This is a genomic window from Arthrobacter globiformis (assembly GCF_046536215.2).
Lineage (GTDB): Bacteria > Actinomycetota > Actinomycetes > Actinomycetales > Micrococcaceae > Arthrobacter > Arthrobacter globiformis_E.
On record NZ_CM143421.1, the window covers coordinates 1,823,799 to 1,843,151 of the forward strand.

The following is a 19,353-nucleotide window of genomic DNA, read 5'->3' on the forward strand; positions in this document are numbered from 1 at the left end:
AACTCGGGCGATGAGTGACAGTTAGGCTCATGCTCACGCCTGGGGGCGCCACTGAGCCAGATGCACCAATTCCCCGCGCAGCTCGAGCCTCTCTGTATCAACGCCGTACTGCAGTCCCTCGTTCAACCGTGCACTGACACCTGCGGTCAGGCGCTTGCCTCCGAAGGTCCTGATCGCTTCTCGGTGAAGCTCATCCACGGCGATGCCACCCGAGACACGCACGATTTCGACCATCGCGTTCCGAATCTCCACCACACTGATGTGCTCGGGTTTCCTCGTCACGTCAGAACTGTTCGGCCTGAAGTCTTCCCAGAGATCCCGCTCGATAGACGCGTCCCAAATGAAGCCGTCCGCGTCGCAGTAATGCAGAGTCTCGTCGAGGACATCCAAAACGGAATTCGCCCGCTGCCCGTTCACTTTATTGAGCTCAAAGGCCGCGCAGACGAGTTTTGCGAGCCGTTCCTGGTGGACTGGCCCTTCTGCTTCGACCACTGTCTGAATGGCATCACGCACAGCCGCCACCGAACGCCGCGAATGCAGCGTGTCGAGCATTTCGACACCTCCGAAACGCCGGACTGTCCACGGCTCGTAACTGACACGCGAGGAAGAGCTCACAACCGTAGCCGGCCGCGGTTCTGCCCGGACTGCTTCCAACAGGGCTCCCTGGCCTGGTCCAGTATTGTCCTTGCCAGCAACCAGGATGTAGTCCTCCGACGGAACAGCAGGTCCGGCAGCCCGTCGCCCGGACCGCGGTACCTGGGGAGCTTCGCCTTCCGGAGCAACGAACGGTACGGGAACTGAAGGCGCGGCTTGATATGCCTGTGCCAAAGCAGCCTCAAGTTTGTCCAGCACAGCATCGCGGTCGGCAAGCCACGCTGGTAGCCAAACCCGTTGCACGGATGGCCACCGCATCATCCGCGTAAGCACGTCACCGGGAAGCCCATCCCTGTCCCCGGCGGTCCTGCGCGCAGCCCAGGCAGGACTGTCCAACAGAACAGCCATCAGCGGCCGGCTGGAATCGTCCGGGACAGCAACACTGATGTCCACTTTGAAGTCCGACAGCCCCACGTCGGTCGCAATGACAAAACCGCGGTCCCGGAGAGCATCAGCGATCTCTTCACGGTGCAGATCCACGCCAACGGCACGGTGCCCGTCGTACGGTAACGCGGCAGTTCCCTGCTCGGCCAGGTCTAGGTATGAGCGCAGGTGCTTGATGCCCACCGAACTTGTTTCCTCCGACCGCAGCTCGCTCGGGCTGAAGCTGGAGAAAACAATCACCTGTCGCCGGGCACGGGTGACGGCAACGTTGAGCCGCCTCTCACCCCCTGCCCGGTTCAGTGGACCGAAGTTCAGGGGCAGGTATCCCTTGTCGTTTTTGCTGAAGCCAGTCGAGAACAGGATGACGTCCCGCTCGTCACCTTGGACGTTTTCAAGGTTCTTGACGAACAATCCTTCTGCATCCTCGTCCAGCGCTTTGATGATTCGGGGATCGTGCGTGTCGCGAAGCAGGCCTTCGATGAGTGCCCGCTGCTGCAGGTTGAAGGTGACCACGCCAACTGAAGGCGAACCCGAAGTATCCGAATCGAAGCGCCGGCGGACCTCGTCCACAACAGCGGCAGCTTCGATGGGGTTGGTGCGCAGCACCTTGGACGGACCGGACCTGTGGAACTGTCCGTGCACGCGGACGAAGTTGACGCCGTGACCGCGGAGCCCGGGGTCAGGAGCCCCGTGGGATGGCCCGGGAAAGGACGAAAGCTTGCTGTCGTAGTACTGCTGGTTACTGAATGCGATGAGGGACTCGTCCTGACTCCGATAGTGCCAGGACAGCCATTGCCTGGGAACGCGTGCCTCGACGCATTCGGAAAGGATGGACTCCATGTCCTCCACCGCGGTGACGTCGTTCTCAACCTCGTCGGAAGAATCGCCTGAGGATTCGGCAAAGGACGTCGGCGGCATCTGCTTGCTGTCACCTACAACAACCACCGAGGAGCCGCGGCCCATTGCACCGACGGCGTCCGCCACCCGGATCTGCGACGCCTCGTCGAACACCACGATGTCGAACAGGCCCGCCGAAGCAGGGAAGAAACGTGCCACCGAGTCGGGGCTGACCAGAGTGCATGGCATGATCTCCGTGATGAGGTCGGCGTAGTTCTCCATCAGCTTGCGGACGGTCATACCGCCGCGCTGACGCGTCAGCTGGCGCTGCAGCTCGCCCATGCGGCCGGACGTCGACGATGACGAGACACGCCTTCCAGCAACGACGCCCGCGGCCAGGTTGCGCTTCAGGAGCTCGCGGACCGCCGCTGCCCGTGACGTGAACCGTTCGATCGTTCGCTCGTGTGCGTGCGGATCAAAGTCCTGCAGGCCGGTGGCCAGACTGCGTTCTTCGAGGGAGCTCTCGGCGAGTCCGCGCTCAAAGGCGGCTGCGGCCTCGTCCGCGTCCAGAAGACCGTCGAGGATCGCAGTGCGTGCCCCGTGCAGTCCCACAGACCGGAGCGGTTCAACATGACGCAGAAGCTCAACCCAGCGCTGCAGCGGCGCCGAGCCGGCGGCATCCAGACGCCGGGATGCGCGGGTCTCGCCCCAGACCTGCAAAAAGCCCTTATCGCCGATCCAATTCTTCAATTCGGAATCTGCGACGGCAGGGATCTTGACGAAGGCCTCCCACGCCTGCGCGAGCTCGTACAACCACCCGACTATGTTTTCGTGCACCGGCGGTCCGTCACTGAGGAACGTGCGCAGGGCCCGCTGGAACGGAAGCCCGCCCTTCCCGTTGTTTGGAACGACTGCCGCCGCCGCCCAACGGAGCCATCCCAGGCGGTGGTTCAACGCTGCCTGCCCGGCCTCGGTCAACGGGTTCCACGATTGAGGTACAGATACCCCTGGCACAGCCTGCGCCTCGTTTTGGAGGCCTTGAATCTGCTGCTGTGCCGTGACCAGATTCTCCAACAGCGGTACGAGCTCCTTATGCCGGGTCTCGGCCCCTTGGTACAGCACGCTGTCCAGTTCAGCGGCTACGGCCAGGAGCCGCTTCTTGCGTCCCCAGAAACCTGTCGCTGCGGCCTGCTGGGCTCGTGCCAGGATGTCCTGCAGCGGAAGGTCCATGGCTTCCGGCCCCACCTGGTCCAAACCTGGGTGGTTGACCGCGGCGAACGCGGCCACCAGCTGTTCCAGGTGGCCGGCACCTGTGGACCATTTCCCGGACCGGACAATGTCGAGCGTTTCCAGGGGAACGCTCCGGTCTTCCAGCAGCGCGGCGAGCGTCCCGACGTCGGACGGCTGCCCGGCGGAGAAGACAACCTGCGCCAATCCCTCAACAGAGCTGATGGCGTCGAGCGCCGCGTCGACCCTGCGCCCCCTAGTCAGCAGCAGCTGATCCACCTGCTCCTGCCCGGCTGCAGCAGCAACGAACCTCCACGGGTGGTCCTTCCCCGGGCGGGCACGGTCGGTGTACTCGGGCAGCTCATGCAGAACGCTCCGGATGGGCTCCAGACTCGCATCGTTGGCGGACGAGGTGAAGTCAATTCCCAGCGGAATCGCGGGATCGTCTTGCTCGTACGTGAGCGCCTTCGTCCGGGCGCTGTAAAGGGAGAGATGCGCCCCGTTTTCCTCGTGCAAGTTGCTGGCATAGCGAATGAGGCCGCGCCGTGCGGCCGCCAGATCGGTTGAGGCGGTTTCAAGCTGCTGGGAATCCGAATCCAAACGGAGTTCCAAAGCGTGCTTGATCTGGGCGCGGACAACAGTGGGCTTGCTGCCCTTGTCGTGGAGGTCGAGGGAGAACGGTCCCATCCCCACTTCGTTCAGGCGTTTCTGAACCACATCGAGTGCCGCGCGCTTCTCGGCGACGAACAGGACCCGTTTGCCTTCAACGATGGCACGTGTGAGCAGGTTGGTGATGGTCTGGGACTTACCGGTTCCGGGAGGCCCTTCCAGGACGAAGGTCTGCCCGGCCAGTGCTGAGGCCACAGCCTGAAGCTGCGACGAGTCCGCCGGAATCGGGCACTGAGCAGCGAGGGCGTCGAGGTCGACGTCGTCGTCCGCAGTCACCGTGTCATGGAACAGTTCCGTGGGGGTGCTGATGAGATGGTGGACAAGCCTGTTCTTGGAAAACTGCTCCCAGTTCTCGTCGAGGTCTTTCCAAAGCCGAAACTTGGCGAACTGGAGCATAGACAGGTCCACGGTGTTCTCGACCCGGAAGGCGAGCCCCTTGGCGGAGACAGCCTCCCGGACTGAGTCGAAGGCAGCATCAAGATCAATGCCCGAGCCGTCCTCCGCGGGCTCCGCAAGGCCCGGAATTCTCAACCCGTGGGACTGGGCGAGCTTTTCGAGCAGACAATAGTTAGGCGTGGACTGGCCGGTTTCGTCCAAGGTGACGCGATACAGGCCCTGCTTACCCGCAGCGGTGAGGTTGACCGGCACGAGGACCAGGGGAGATCGCAGCGCTCGGCCATCCAGCTCCCACATCAGGCTGCCGAGAGCCAGGTAGAGGTTGTTGGCGCCCGTTTCTTCCAGTTGCGTCTTGGCTTTGTAGGCCAGGCTACGCATTTTGCTGCTGTACGCATCCTCGCTGACCTCGGCAAAGACTGACTTCTTGGAACTGAGCAGTCCGATCAGCTCATCCTGCGGCAGGTCGCGGCCAAAGCGGATGCCGCGCTCCTGGTAGACGGCACTGATTTGATTGGACGGGAGCAGGCTGACCGGAGTGCCGTTATTGATGAGATCTTCAAACGAGCCGATCCACGAGCTGGGCACCGCCAGCGGAAAACGTGCAGTATCTGTGAAATTGATCAGCCGGTTCCGCAGGCTCAAGTCCAGCAGCGCGTTCTTCCACTGCGTGACGCGCGCAGGAACTTCCGTTGCCTGTCCGGGGGTACGGACGACTTTGCCCTGCTTCTCGGGAAGGACGGCTGCTGCCTTGGTCTCCGGCGTGTAGGTCGTGACGACCAGAGCCCCGGTCTCGGACGTCGTCCTGGCCGGCAGCGGGAAGATGCCATCAAGCCGAGCACGGCGAATGTCCGTTACGGCTTGGACGTCGTCGTTGCCCGACTCAATGTATTTGGCTACAGGGCTGTTCTGGAGGGCAGCAAGCGTGATGGGCTGGCTGCCAGTCAGCAATGTGGTTTCGATGAGTCCGATGTAGCCACGCTGAACAAGGCTGACCAGCTCAGTCACATCGTCCGACGCAGCTGTCGGCAATGCACGCTCTTCGCGCCAATAGCCGAGGAAGGCGTGACCGTCGACAACCCAGAGCAGCGGCCCGATACCGCAGAATTCAAGGGCGGCCGCCATGACAATCGCTGTGTCCAGGCAGGTACCGAGTCTCTCCTCCAAGACCTGACTGGGGGTACGCACTTGCTGGCCCTGGAGGCCCCAGCTGGCCGGGGGCATGCTGTAACGGATGTCGCGGTTACTCGCCGCTTGTGCCATGGCGAAGGCGATCTCATCGACGCGCTCCGCGCCTTCCACATAGCCGTCAAGGCTGCTGCTGCCCGTTCTCTCCAGAAGTAAGTCAGCGGCCTCCGAGACCAACTTCGCCACCGCCGGGTGGTGCGGCTGAACGTAGGCCGCGAGAAACTCATAGGAGACCAGCCCGTTGCCGGCAACCCAGAGCTGTGCAGGGAGAAGGTCGATTCGTGTTTCCGCTCTACCAATCTCTGTCGCACCAGCCGACGCTGCACCTGATTCGACGGTGACAACCACGCGGCCAGTTTGCTTATCGGAGAACTCGTACATCGTGTTCGCCGATACGGGCACGTCCAAATCGTCCAGCACAATCATCTGGCCGGCGGCGAGGTCAATGAACTGCTGGAATTCTTCCGAAATCCTTCCAGCGGTCGATAGCACCTCAATGCGGACCACGGCCCCGCGGATCTCCACACCTGGGTTGTTGATCTTGACCTGGTGAACGAATTTAAACCCGTTGTGCGCCATCGCGTAGCTAAGCGCTTCAGCCGCGGTTATCTCGACGATGACTTTATGTTGGGTCGGTGACAGCTGATCTATCTCGCTGTCAGCAGGATCCTCAGAGCGTTCGCGCGCTTTGTTCGCGTCTGCTGGATCCTCGGCACGCGTATTTTCACTGCCGCCTGCACCACGCACTCTGAATTCTTCCAGCAGTGCGGAGAGTGCGTGAGAGGCCGCTTCCAGCTTGAGGTGTCTTGCCAGCCTGCCGGCCGTGTCCAGGGCACGGTAAGTGTCGTCGTCATCGAAGGGTTCGTTGTGCGCCCACAGATTACGGGTTTGACGGAGCTCGGAGGTGTAGCTCCGCGCAGCATGCGCCAGGTTGAAGGGGTAGCCAAGTGCACCGAGGGACTCGGTCATGACACGCAGTTGAACGCTGAGATCGGTGGCCGAGTAGCCTTGCGCCGTCCGGCCGGCAGTAGCATCCTTGTGCTCGAGAAGCTTGGGCCACGAGACGCCTGGGGCCACGCCAGCCAGCACTGAAACAATGTGCGGACTAAGGCTGAGAGCTAGCGTCTCTAGCGCACGGCCCACATACTCACGGTTGGAAAGCCCCATAGCTGCCATACCCCCATCTACGGCGCGAGGCCGATCTTAAACTGACATTAGAGTAGTGGGTATTTGTCTTGTCCGCACGGCGCGTGGCGTTGCAAAACGTAGACCTGGCTGATCAGGGCGTTGCAGCGAGAAATCACAGGCACGTTGTGTCAGCACCAACGCTGACCTGGACGCCGTGGTACTCGGGCGGCCAGACTGTAGGCCGCTGCACGGTCCTCCCCAAGGAGTCGCGTCCCCATTGCGGCGTCATGGCAGAATTGAAGCCCTGCGAAATCCACGAGGAAGAACTGTGAACGAGAGCACCTTTGACATATTTACGACGCCTGCCATGACTCCCGACGTTCTGACCGACTTGCCGATCCGAGATGCTCAGGTGCAGGAGCTCCGAGATGCCTTCGCTGCTGCAGGTATCGACTCCATGGACGAGCGTCGTGCAATCATCGAAAGCTGCACTGTTCGCCGAGTCGCAACCATAAGAGAACTCCTAGCAAAAGATGTGCGTCTAATCCTCCGACGCATCGAAGAGCGAAGCCTCCCAACGAGATCCAGTTCGGGGTCCGCCTGGGACAATCGGGAGGAAGAAACGTGGATCGATAGGCTTTGAGCTAATTCCGTTGACTGCCCGGAAACGCTCGTAAGCGCGTTCCAGAAGGTCCACGCTGGGCCGCTCAGCCCTAGCGCTCGGCACTTTCATGCGCCGTCCATGCACTTCCTGCAGGCCAGGCCGAAGCATCAGATCGTCGGGTTCCTGCATGAATTCAGGCCGGATCTGGACGACGAGATCCGGCCGAATGCCTAGTATTCCAACGTCGAACGCTGCGTGGTGGATCTTGCACAACGCGAGGCCGTTGACCACGGACGCACTATTTACATTGGTGGTATCCGGAAGTATGTAGGCCGCGTCCAGCAACCAGCCCCGCTGCAAGCTGCACACCGCGCATCGCCCTTGATACGCGCGCATCACCGTTCCTCTAAAGACAGCTTGGAAAAGTCTGTTCCTGAATTCCGCACGAAGGTGTTGCCGGAGGAATTGCTCGGCAATACCGTCCTCGTGCTTGGCGAAAGTTGAGGGGTAAGGGTCCAGGATGAATTGCCTGTTTTCCTCTTCTTCGCCTACCACGTAAACCGGAAAGATCGGCGTAAAGACACCTTTTCCTACGCCGAAAAACCAGATCAATGGAACGCCGGACTGCATCGCTGATCTCAGCGAGCGGTTGGTCGCCTCGTCCCGTTTGATTCCGTTCCACTTATACCTCAGCAGCCCGTCGCCCTCATGAATCAAGTCGTCGTAGGGGCGGTCAACCCCCGGGGGACGGTACGTCGTCGTTATTGAGAGCGCCGAACTCAAACTTGCGGGTTTCCATATCCCCTTCACCCTGTCCTTGAGCGGAGTAGGGTGTCCGTCAAAAACAAAACTTTGTATTTCCGGGTAAGTAAGGTTCCCTGTGCGATGGAGCGTCCGACGCGTTAGCCAGGCAAATGCAGCAGAGCGAAGCCTGCTATCGAAGTCGTCCGACCCGTGTCAACGGCCATTAGGAATTGCCCATAGGTGGCCAGTATTTCTGCCCGCTGGTGGCCAGTAGAACTGCCCAGTGGTGGCCAGCTGGTTTGCCCGCTTGGCGGGGGTTTGCTGGCCACCGGTTTGGGGTTTAGTTCAGTGGCATGACGCCCTTTCCGGCCAGGGCCTGGGTGAGGCGGATGGAATCGCCGGTTGTTTGGCAGACGTGGGCGTGGTGCAGGAGCCGGTCGACGGTCGCGGTGGCGAGGGTTTTGGGCATGAGCTCGTCGAAGCCGGCGGGGTGAAGATTTGAGGAGACCGCGACGGCTCGTTTTTCGTAGGCTGCGTCGACGACCCGGTAGAGGCCTTCGGCGGCGTCGGTGGCCACGGCGAGGAGGCCGATGTCATCGACGACGACCAGATCTGCGCGGAGGATCCTGGCCACGGCCCGGGTGACGGTGTCGTCGGCCCGGTGTGAGCGGATGAGGGCGCCGAGGTCCTCGAGGGTGAACCAGGCGACCCGCATCCCTTCTTCGACGGCCTGCTGGCCGAGGGCTTCGAGGAAGAAGGTCTTCCCTGTTCCGGAGGGTCCGCAGACGACGAGGTTTTCTTTCCGGTGGATCCATTCCAGGGTGCGCAGTGCCTGCTGGGTTGGTGCCGGGATCGAGGACGCGGCTTCGTCCCAGAGCGCGAAAGTCTTGCCGGTCGGGAACCCTGCGGCTTTGCGCCGGGTGGCGAGCATCGACCGGGCCCGGCCCTGGGTTTCCTCCGCGAGGAGGGCTTTGATGACTTCGGCCGGTTCCCAGCGTTGAGCGCGGGCGGTGGCCAGGATGTCCGGGGCGATGGCGCGGGCGTGGGGCATTTTCAGTTGCCGCATGAGTGCCTCGAGGTCGGCGGGCAGGGCCGGGGCTGTGGTGTTCGCGGTCGTGATGCTCATCGGGTGCTCTTCCCGGCGCCGGTGCTGCCGAGCCCTGCCCAGCCGGAGGTGCCCTGGGTGAGGGACTTGTCCTCCGCGGCGGTGCGCAGCCCAGTGCGGGCTCCGCCCGCGTTCAGCAAGGACGCGAGGTCGCCGTGCGCGAAGCGGTGGTGGATCGCGGCGACGCCGAGGGCCTTGTCGACCTCGTCGGTCCCGGCGATCTTGGCCAGCGCGACCGCCTCGGCCATCTTCACGTTGATCCGTTGCGCGCCGGCCGCGGCGGCCTCGAGCAGCCAGGTCCTCGCGCCGGCGCCGATGCCCAGAAATTCGGCTTCCGCTTTGGAACGGGGCACGGGTTTGTAGTCGCCGGGGACCTTCTGCTGGTGGTCCGGGAAGTGTTCGTCCAGGATCGCCGGGGACCCGGGACGGGCAAGTGCGTGGCGGGCGACCTCGACCGGCCCGCCGGCGCCGACGTGCACGATCACGACCTGCGCGTCCGGTCCTGTCCCGTGGAACCGGGCGAACACCTCGGCCCCGAGCAGATGGGCAGGGACGGAGTACTGGGCGTTCTCGAACGAGACCATGGGCGTGTTGTCCGGGACCCGGCGCCCGACTCCGTAGGCGAGGGTATGGGCTGTGTCCGGGACGCGGTGCAGGGACGCGGTCTCCTCGGCGAGCATGTCGACAGGGCGGCGGCGGGTGGTCCGGTGCTCGCGCGTGTTGACCTGGTCCATGAACTCCGCGCAGGCCGCTTCGAGTTCGGCGAACGATGCATAGGCGTTTCGCAGGTTGGTGTCTTTGGGCACCAGGTCTGCCTTGGCGATCTTCACGGAGGATTCGACCCCGCCCTTGGAGGCCGGGTCCGCCGGTTGGCAGGTCAGCACCTCGACGGAGTAGTGCTTGGCGAACGCCAGCGTCTGTTGGTTCCTGACCGGCACGCCGGCCACATGCATGGTGGTGACGGTCTTCTCGTTATCGGTCAGCACATACGTTGGCGCGCCGCCGAGCAGTCGGAATGACCGGTCCAGGGCGGTGAAAACGCTCGGCGCCGTCCGGTCCCGCAACGGGACCACGATGCGGAACCTGGACCAGGCCAGCCAGGCGACAAACAGCACGGTCTTGACTCCATCGATGACCGGTCCGTCACCGAAATCGTACTGAAGCCAGGCGCCCGGCTCGGTGATCCAGGGGCGGTGGACCCGCTTGTTCCCGCGCCGGTAGGCCTCTTTGACCTGGGAGACAGCGCGGCGGGTGGAGCGGTCCGAACCCCGGTAGCCCATCGCGGTGAGCTTGGCATGGACGACATCGGCGCGGATCCGGCCCTTGGACTTTTCCACCCATTCCTCGATCTTCGGCAGCCACGCATCGGTGACCCTGGGCCGGTCGGACACGGCCCCCGGGGCTCGGCCGGCATCACGGGCCTGCAACAGCCGGTCGACGGTGTGGTGGGAACAACCTGACAGCTCGGCTGCAGCGCGCAGCGACTTGGTCAGATCGTAGGCAGCAAGAATTTTCACGGTTTCTAGGGCATCCTTCATTCAGGGCCTCTTCCTGTCAGCGGATTCGATTCGACACCGAAATCCAAGCGGGAAGAGGCCCCCGCCGTCTCACGACACGGCGGGATCAGCGAACAATGCGGGCAAACCAATCGGCCATAACTGGGCAGAACTCATGGCCATACGTGGGCAGTCCCGGTGGCCATCAGCGGGCAATTCCGTGGCCATCTACGGGCAGTTTTTCATGGCCGCTAACAGACCCGCGGCCCGCATGCGTAATCATCGGTCCAGGCTATTGCCCGGATGGTCGGGTGTAAAACCTCGAGTCCTGGCAGCATGAGGAACTCCAAAATTATGGGCCCGTAGCAACCTCTAAGCGTCTCGTAGCCCACATGCTGCAGGCAAATCAGCTGGTAGGAGTCCGTCACGCCCGATTCGTACGCGCCACAACGTGACTGTCGCTTCACTCTGCTTTAATGTGATCCACGAGTTACAGGGGGCACTATGACTGCACAGTTGCAGGACACCGATCAGGACGCTTTTGAGGCCGAAAAGGCACTGGAGCAGGACTACTTCGACAAGGCCAAGCAGGCCTACGACGAACACCTGGCCGACGTTGGCTCCTCGACCGTCAGCGGCAACGTCCACGAGCGCTCAAGTCAGCGGGCAGCCCTGCTGAACCGCAAAATGCTTCAGCCCTCCGAAGCAGTTGCCACGGCTCGAATGGACTTGGAGGATGGCGAGACCATCTACCTTGGCAGCGTGGCCATCCGTGACGAAAAGTATGACCTCCTTGTTGCACCATGGCAGTCGCAAGTTGGGGAGATCTTTTACGAGGCTACGCACGATGAACCGCGAGGACTTGCCCGAAAGCGAATCTTTACCACAACCCATAATCGGATCGATTCGTTCAACGATGTGATCTTCCAAGCGCTGTCCGACGATATTTCGGTGGGGACTTTCGTCGGCGAGCAAGATCCATTGCTCGAGGACCTTGGGCGCGGTCGCGACGAGTTTATGCGGGACATCGTGAGGACCATCACAGCCGCCCAAAACCGAATCATCCGGGCACCGAAAGACCAACTCCTCGTCATTCAGGGTGGCCCCGGGACTGGAAAGACCGCCGTCGCACTTCATCGCGTGTCCTGGATACTTTTCAATTACCGGGAAGAACTGCAACCGAAGGACGTGTTGGTTGTAGGACCAAATCCGACTTTCACTAAGTACATCAGACGCGTGCTGCCAACTCTCGGAGACGTGGACGTGATTCAGCAGTCATTGGCGCAGTTGCTGGGAGGCGACATTGTGCCGCGTGGCGGCGACACGCCTGATGTGGCACGCAAGAAGGGCTCTGCGAAAATGGAGTCCATCATCCAAAGCGGTCTGAACGGACGGGTGCGAATTCCAGCGGACGGGCTAGCGATTCGACGGATCGACACCGCATTGACTGTCTCCGTTACAAAAGAGGACGTTGAACTCCTCCTGGCTGGAATCACCACCGGCCTATACAACCGTCGCCGTGCTCAATTCAGGGCTGCACTGCAAACTTTCGTAGCGGGCAAAATCGACGCTGGCAGAAGGGACTCGGCACCCCTCATAGATCGAGCCTCTTTAGAGGAGCAATCCGAGAGGGTCTACCCGTCGCTCTCCCCCCAGCAGTTTGTCCGCGAGTTGTATGGTTCGAAAGACAGGCTCGTTCGAGCAGGTGCAACAGGACCTGAAGTCGAGCTACTTTACCGGTCGGCGACCCCGAGAATCGGGGACGAACCGTGGACAATGGCGGACCTGGGTGTAATCGACTGCGCGACCGATGCAATTAGTGGCACGCTCAGCCGTTATGGGCACATTGTCGTAGATGAAGCGCAGGATCTTTCGTATATGCAGCTCCGAGCGGTTCGCAGACGGAGTCAGAACGGGTCCATGACTGTGGTGGGCGACATCGCCCAGGCGACTTCCGCCTATTCACGTAAGGACTGGAACCAAGTTCTCACGACTCTTGGAACGGAAGACAAATTTACTGAAGCTGAATTGACCATTGGCTATCGTGTGCCAGCACCTGTCTTGGCGATCGCAGCTAAAGTCCTCGCAACGGCAGCGCCTGGGCTGACTGCTCCGGAGGCATTCCCGCGACAGATGGAGGAAGAACCACGTTGGCGGGTTGTTGCTCTCCACGAGTTGATGGACGCAGTGGTCTCGTCGGTGAAGGATTACAGTTCACGGGGCCTGTTTGTGGGTGTCATCGTAGCTGAACAGCAGATGGTTTCAGTTCGCAGCGCCTTCCGCACAGCAGGAATCAAGTACAGCGATTCGGCCGACGGCGGGTTGTCACAGGGCATCAACCTCGTTTCCCCTGAGGAGTCCAAGGGCCTTGAGTTTGACGCCGTGATCGTCGTCGAGCCAGCATCAATACTCGAACTCACACAAGGGGACAAGCTCCTTTACGTTGCGCTTACGCGCACCGTCCGTCATCTTGACGTTGTTCTGCGCGAAGATAGGGTTCCGGAAATCCTCGCCGACTTCATCGCACCTCGTGCCACTGAAGCGGCCGACTTTGCGACGGACGCCAGCGAGTGCGGCGATAGTGAATCCAACGCCGAGGTCGTACCGATCGGCGTGGAAAGTGACAACGCAAGCAGCGACCGTGGAACCGGCGTCGATGAGCCCACTCCCCGTCCCGTCGATGAGTCGGCCCCGGAAGTCACACTTTCCAACGGCGAGCTGAAACCGATGCTAGAACACGTGGCTCAGGGGATCGCCAAGGACTTCTTTGACGTTCTATGCGAAATGGGCCCGAGTGTTCAGCAACGAGTCGTCGATCTGCTCTGGGACAAAATAGAGGGACAAGGACGCTGAGAGCTAGTTTGTCTGGGTGTTCGGCAGGTGTGGTCCGATATAGCCAACAATGATCTTTCCTGCAATTCCGGTCGCGTCCAGGTAGTGCAACCTCGGGGACACCATTCCGTGTTTCGCCACGCGGAAATGTGCTCCCATGAACACCTGTCCGCTGGGATCAATCTTCATTGGCACTCGAAGAACTCGGGGGGCTGAGAAGGCTGGGTTGTTTTTGACTGATTCGCTCTCGTCTCGAGCATGCCGGCCGGGAGGATACGTTCGGCCCCCCGCCGGAGGGTTCTCCAGATAAGCATGCACACCAGCGAAGTCCGCGCCGTCGGCCTTGAACCTTGCATAATCATCAAGCGCCAGCAGAATGCTCCACGTCATACCGCACCAACGCCCGACGGCATCGTGGTCGTCAAGACCTGCGGTGACATCTTTATCGCCTGTATACACAACATGTGAAAGGTCGCCGACCGCTTCCACCAGACTGTTGAAGTTTTCTGGCACAGAAAGTTCAACTGTCTCTTCCTCATCCAGCTGAGTCCAATCGACGTCACCGCCGGCCTTTGCCAGCATCGTACGCAGCTTTAGCTCAGCGTCCTGAGCACTTCGAGTGCGTATAAATTGAGCCTCGAGCTGTTCCCACGTGTCCCAGGCGTCTAGCTCGAGATCGTCGACCAGGTGCCGCAGCCTTGCATTTTCGACTGCTGCAGCGTCCAAAGCGGCTGACTTTTGGTCGATCTTAGCTAGGAGGCGTGCGCTGAGAACTTCCGCTGCCACACCGGCTTCCAAAAGTCCTCGTACGCTCTCGACAGCCGCAAGCGAAGTTGCACCCCCCGCATACTCTTCCACGAGCGACCGCAGTGCCAAATAGACCTCGGCCTGCTCCCCCACTGGAGCATCAGCAGTTTGGCCCTCCAGATTTCCTGTATTCGTGGCCTGCTCAGCATCAGGCGCGCTGGAAGATGTCCCAGGGCCGCTGGGGTCGGGAATCACACCAGATTCCCGCAATGGTGCTGGTGGAATGGGGGCGGAATCGCCCGCAACTTTTGCTTCGCCCGCCTGCTCCCTCGTAACCGGTGGGTTCAGCCGAAGCTCTAGGTCATCGATGCGTCGATCCAGCAGCCTAACGCTGTCGTCCAAAAGCGACGTCTGAGCTACTTCGCGTGCTTTATAGCTGAGCGTTTTGCCTAGCCGGCCGACGTGCTGAGAGGCGATCGATTCTGATGTCAGGAAACGATGCCGGGCCGCGTCTTGCGGATCATCTATGTTGAGGTCCGGTAAATAAGTCCTCAGCATTCCCGGCCTTACCCCGAATTCGTTTCCTACGCGCTGGTTGAAGGTAGTTGTTGCAACGGGATCCAACACGTATGCGGACGCTTGACCCGTTGTCTGTTTGAGGATGTTGCCAACGAATTCGGTCCATTCTCTCATCGGCAGAGCAGCACTGCTTCCGGCGATGAAGGAAAGAGTCCTTCGGCCGTTTCGCCGGAGAAGCTGAATGAGTTGGTCCACTTGCTGCGCCCGGACCACTACAGGTCGATTTGTCAGCCTGACGCCGCGATCTGAGCACGAGTACTCCTCGATAAGCGAACGAACGAGTCTCGGCGCCCCAGCCCACTCTGGTCCCTCCACGTCCATCCAGAACCATGGACGTCCGTCTGGTGGCTGCCGAACTGTAACGGTGGAGACCCACTCACCCATCGGCGATTGCTCTGTGAGGACAAGCCGGTGTGTGCCGGTGAAGTCTGCAGAGTCCGGCGCAATCCACTTCACACTGGCATGATCAGCCACCGCTACCTCTTGATTGACTGCCAGGGCATCCGCGTCTAAACCCTTGCCCCGCAGCCACTCAAACGTCTTATCCAGCACGCTCCCGGCTATATCGACGTCCGAGCCCGGGTTGATAGTGAAAAGTGTTCTGTAGCTCAGCATGAGGCTGCCGTTTCGTGTTCACTCAACAGACTCGGAACGGAAACAGCGAGCGATGCATCCCAAGCGTCAGCAATAAGCTGCCCGAGGAATGCAGCCAGCTGAATGGGAACGGCGTTGCCTATTTGCCGGGCAATCGCTGTTTTCGTACCCATCCACTTGTACGTATCCGGAAAACCCTGAAGACGTGCTGCCTCGAAATGCGTGATTGCCCGGTGAACGGTCGGATCCGGGTGCAGGTAGCGACCCTTTTCGGGCTTGAAAAACTCTGTACGAATTGTCACTGACGGCTTATTCCAATGCAATCTGCCCATCACATCGCCGGAACCGCTCCTGTGCTTCTTCCAGCAGTCTGACAGCAGCTCAGGGGGAATATCGAAGCGATTTCCGCCAGCGGGGATTTTCGCAAAGCGCTTCAATGAAGTCTCTGTGTAATTGCGGGTTACGTGCAACTCAGGTGTAGTGAACGGACCAGGCATCGTCACCCCATCGATTTCTGTTCGAGTATCTGGAAAGTCTCTCACCGACGTGGTTCGAGGTATAACTCGCTGGTTAGTCAATCCCGCAAACGCGTGCTCAACGCTGCGGTGCCTCCCCTTGAAGGGCCCTACCGCAGGGACGTCTACTTCCGGCAGTCCTGTCCGCCGACCAATCACGATCGTTCGCACTCTCGCCTGGTAGGCACCGAAGTCTGCGGCGTTCAGCAAAAGCGGCTGAAGCTCATAGTTCTCCAGCGGCCCACCGGGTAATGTCCACGACTCGAGCTCGGCGAATTGCGGTGAGGTCAGAAACTGTCGCACATTCTCAAGAACGAAGTATCGAGGCTGAGCCCTGATGATGGTCTCCGCGTATTTCCGCCAGAGGAAGTTCCTCTCATCGAGCACGTCCTGCTTTCCAAGCGCCGAGAATCCCTGGCAGGGCGGTCCCCCGATGATCACGTCGGCCCGCGGCACGAGACCTTCGTCCAGCCATTCCTCGATCCCCCCGGCAAAGACTCGTGCCGCTTCGTGGTTTTGGGCAAAAGTGGCCGCAGCATACTTGTCGAGCTCGACGGCGACCACAGTTTGGTACCGCTGGGTGGACTTGAATCCCTGAGTCATTCCGCCTGCGCCGGCGAAAAGGTCGATGAGGCGTAGACGTTGTGGCATGCCCACTAGCTTAGCCGGCCACTAGGACACTTCTTGGTCAAAACGGCTGGCGCGCCGGCCTCGGCCACGCCTATTCCTCAGACCTGCGGTTCACCACGCGAGCATGATGCCGTCCAGCGAGCCAGCGGAGTATACATTTGGTTGTGGAAACGGGACGCCCCGGATCTGGCAGCACAACATGAATGGACTAAGCACGTATGCACGCGGAGAAGCGCAAACTCATCGAGGTCTCGATGCCTCTCGAGGTCATCAATCGGGAGTCGGCACGCGAAAAGTCCATACGCCATGGACACCCGTCCACCCTGCATCTGTGGTGGGCCCGACGCCCCCTTGCCGCGGCACGCGCGGTGCTCTTCGCCCAGCTGGTCGATGACCCTTCCTCACACCCGGATCGTTTTCCTACCGAAGAGGCACAGGCCACCGAGCGCGCCCGCCTCCACCGCATCATCGAGCAGCTCGTGGTCTGGGAGAACTCAAACAACAAAACGCTTCTCGAAGCAGCTCACGCTGAAATATTGAAGTCAGCTGGGCCGGACGGGCCGCCTGCAATCCTGGATCCCTTCGCTGGTGGAGGGACAATTCCGCTTGAGGCTCAGCGTCTGGGTCTTGAGGCCCACGCCTCCGACCTGAACCCTGTTGCTGTCCTGATAAACAAGGCACTAATCGAAATACCCCCGAAGTTCTCCGACGCGCCACCTCTCTACCCTGGACTTTCTGAAGGGCAGACGACCGCCTGGTCCGGCGCCGAAGGCCTCGCCGCCGATGTCCGCGCGTACGGCGAATGGATGCGCGACGTCGCGCAGACAAGAATTGGTCATCTGTACCCCCGGGCCGAACTTGGTGCCGGACAGACCGCCAACGTCATCGCTTGGATCTGGGCTCGAACTGTGACGTGCCCCAACCCGGCCTGCGGCATCGCAATGCCGCTGGTCCGCTCGTGGTGGTTGAGTAAGAAGAAGGGCAAGGAAGCCTACGTTGTCCCGACGGTCGACCGGGGCGAAGTCACTTACTCGATCGGTACCGATCCGTCCAAAGCCCCGACACTCGAGCGCGACGGAACCGTGGGCAGAACTGGCGCTACGTGCATCTCATGTGCAGGTGGCGTTGGTCTCGAATACGTCCGCGAGTCGAGCCGCACGTCAGGTCTTGGTAGCCAACTCATGGCAGTGGTGGGGGATGGAACGCGCGGACGGTCATACCTGGCGCCCACTCTGCGTCATGAAGTCGCCGCCGACTTGGATCGACCGGCGACTGCGCCTGATGGCGAACTATTCGATTGGCCCGGTCGCATCAACGTTTTTCGCTATGGCTTGACCAAATTCTCCGAGCTGTTCACCAATCGCCAGCTCGTTACACTGACGACGTTCAGCGACCTCGTGATGGAGGCCCGCGAGAGGGTTCTTGCCGATGCGCTGGCTGCGGGGCTTCAGGAAGGTGAGCGACTGGAATCGGGCGGAACTGGTGCTGCGGCCTACGCCGACGCCGTTGCGACGTACCTCGGTCTGGGCGTCAGCCGAATGACTGACATCTGCAATGCTCTCTGCCGCTGGGAAGTAACAAAGACGCAAGTGCGGAACCTGTTTGGGCGCCAGGCAATCCCGATGATTTGGGACTTTGCGGAGACCAACCCATTCGGTAAGGCGGCCGGCGCCTTCATCGTCAGCTTGAGCAGCCTGATCAAAGTCATTCGTGTGGCCGGCGACATCCCGGGCAAGGCGATCACCTCAGATGCTAGCTCGCGAAGCTATTCCCATGTGGTCATTTCAACTGACCCGCCGTACTACGACAACATTGGTTACTCTGACTTGTCGGACTTCTTCTACGTCTGGCAGAGACGTTCACTTCGCGATATCCATCCCAAGCTCATGAGCACCATGCTTGTGCCCAAGGCTGAAGAACTCGTCGCGAATCCCTACCGCCACGATGGCAAAGCCGGCGCTGAGAAGTTCTTCGAGTCCGGATTTGAGTCAGTCTTTGCCCGGATGCGGGAAAACGCCAGTGCGGAATATCCGATCACCGTTTACTATGCTTTCAAGCAAGCGGAGAGCGCAGCGGGTGGCGAATCGTCGACCGGTTGGGCGACGATTCTCGAAGGCATTGTTCGCGCAGGCTGGACTGTCACGGCAACCTGGCCGGTTCGCAGTGAGCTCAGCAACCGCATGATTGGTTCAGGTTCGAACGCGCTGGCGTCATCCATTGTTCTTGCCTGCCGTCCACGCAGCGAATCAGCGTCGTCTACCGACCGCGGCGGGTTCCTTGCCGTGCTTCGCTCCGAACTTCCGAAACAGTTGCGGCAGCTACAGGAGGCCGCTGTTGCCCCCGTGGACCTGGCTCAATCAACCATCGGACCTGGAATGGCGGTTTTCACCCGCTATTCCAAGGTCACCGAAGCCGACGGCTCGGCGATGCGTGTGCGCACAGCGTTGGAGCTCATCAACCAGGTCTTGGCGGAAGTGCTCAATGAGTTGGAAGGCGACTTCGATGCAGATACGCGCTGGGCGCTCAAATGGTTCCATCAGAACGCTTTCGATGAGGGACTCTTTGGCGACGCCGAGAATCAGGCAACTGCACTGAACACCTCAATCCCGGGAATGGAGCGCGGGGGGATCCTCACCAGCCGTGCAGGCAAGGTGCAGCTCTTTGCCCCGGCCAAACTCCCGGACGACTACGATCCCCGCCGGGATCAGCGGCTCAGTGTCTGGGAGGCTGCGCTGCACACAGCTCGTGTCCTCGAAGCCAAGGGCATCGAGGATGCTGGCCAACTGGTCGCTAGGCTAAAAGAGGCGCCTGGTTCGCGCATCGACTTGGATGCAGTTAAGGAACTTGCCTACCTTCTGTACTCGATCGCTGAACGCAAGAACTGGTCAGCGCTTGGACAGACCTTTAACAATCTGGCCACGGCATGGCCCGATATTCTACGAGCCTCTGAAGCAGGATCGTCCACCACAGTACAGAGCGGATTCGACTTCGAATCCTTGGATGAAAACTTCTAGAAAGGCATTGGGG

The 19,353-nt window shown here is 60.8% G+C and carries 8 protein-coding genes; 2 read left to right on the plus strand and 6 right to left on the minus strand.

Features of this window, described 5'->3' with window-relative positions; genetic code table 11:
- Nucleotides 1-33 precede the first annotated feature (33 nt).
- The 4 genes from R5O87_RS08170 to istA all read right to left on the minus strand — a co-directional run bounded on the left by R5O87_RS08170 (nucleotide 34) and on the right by istA (nucleotide 10,471).
- A complete protein-coding gene (locus tag R5O87_RS08170) occupies nucleotides 34-6,528 on the minus strand; it encodes a DUF3320 domain-containing protein (RefSeq protein WP_410554431.1) in 6,495 nt (2,164 codons plus the stop codon).
- 493 nt (nucleotides 6,529-7,021) lie between these two features.
- Nucleotides 7,022-7,867 (minus strand): HNH endonuclease, encoded by an 846-nt coding sequence (locus tag R5O87_RS08175; RefSeq protein WP_410554432.1) that lies wholly within the window; start codon nucleotides 7,865-7,867, stop codon nucleotides 7,022-7,024.
- Nucleotides 7,868-8,168: 301 nt separating this feature from the next.
- Complete coding sequence (gene istB / locus R5O87_RS08180; RefSeq protein WP_410554433.1) at nucleotides 8,169-8,954, minus strand: IS21-like element helper ATPase IstB; 786 nt, start codon at nucleotides 8,952-8,954, stop codon at nucleotides 8,169-8,171.
- Nucleotides 8,951-10,471 (minus strand): IS21 family transposase, encoded by a 1,521-nt coding sequence (gene istA / locus R5O87_RS08185; RefSeq protein ID WP_410554434.1) that lies wholly within the window; start codon nucleotides 10,469-10,471, stop codon nucleotides 8,951-8,953. Before istA ends, istB begins: the two co-directional genes overlap by 4 nt.
- Before the next feature lie 462 nt (nucleotides 10,472-10,933).
- On the opposite strand from istA, the gene R5O87_RS08190 reads away from it, so the two are divergent.
- Nucleotides 10,934-13,282 carry a HelD family protein gene (locus R5O87_RS08190; RefSeq protein ID WP_410554435.1) on the plus strand — a complete coding sequence of 783 codons (2,349 nt, stop codon included), beginning with the start codon at nucleotides 10,934-10,936 and terminating at the stop codon, nucleotides 13,280-13,282.
- Nucleotides 13,283-13,285: 3 nt separating this feature from the next.
- On the opposite strand, the gene R5O87_RS08195 is transcribed toward R5O87_RS08190, so the two are convergent.
- Together R5O87_RS08195 and R5O87_RS08200 are read right to left on the minus strand one after the other, a co-directional pair.
- Nucleotides 13,286-14,782, minus strand: coding sequence for a hypothetical protein (locus tag R5O87_RS08195; RefSeq protein WP_410554436.1), 1,497 nt, complete (start codon nucleotides 14,780-14,782; stop codon nucleotides 13,286-13,288).
- A 413-nt stretch (nucleotides 14,783-15,195) separates the two neighbouring features.
- Complete coding sequence (locus tag R5O87_RS08200) at nucleotides 15,196-16,347, minus strand: DNA cytosine methyltransferase (RefSeq protein ID WP_410554437.1); 1,152 nt, start codon at nucleotides 16,345-16,347, stop codon at nucleotides 15,196-15,198.
- Between the two features lie 197 nt (nucleotides 16,348-16,544).
- Between R5O87_RS08200 and R5O87_RS08205 the strand changes: the two genes are divergently transcribed.
- Nucleotides 16,545-19,340, plus strand: a complete 2,796-nt coding sequence (locus R5O87_RS08205; RefSeq protein ID WP_410554438.1) for a DUF1156 domain-containing protein — start codon at nucleotides 16,545-16,547, stop codon at nucleotides 19,338-19,340.
- Nucleotides 19,341-19,353 lie beyond the last annotated feature (13 nt).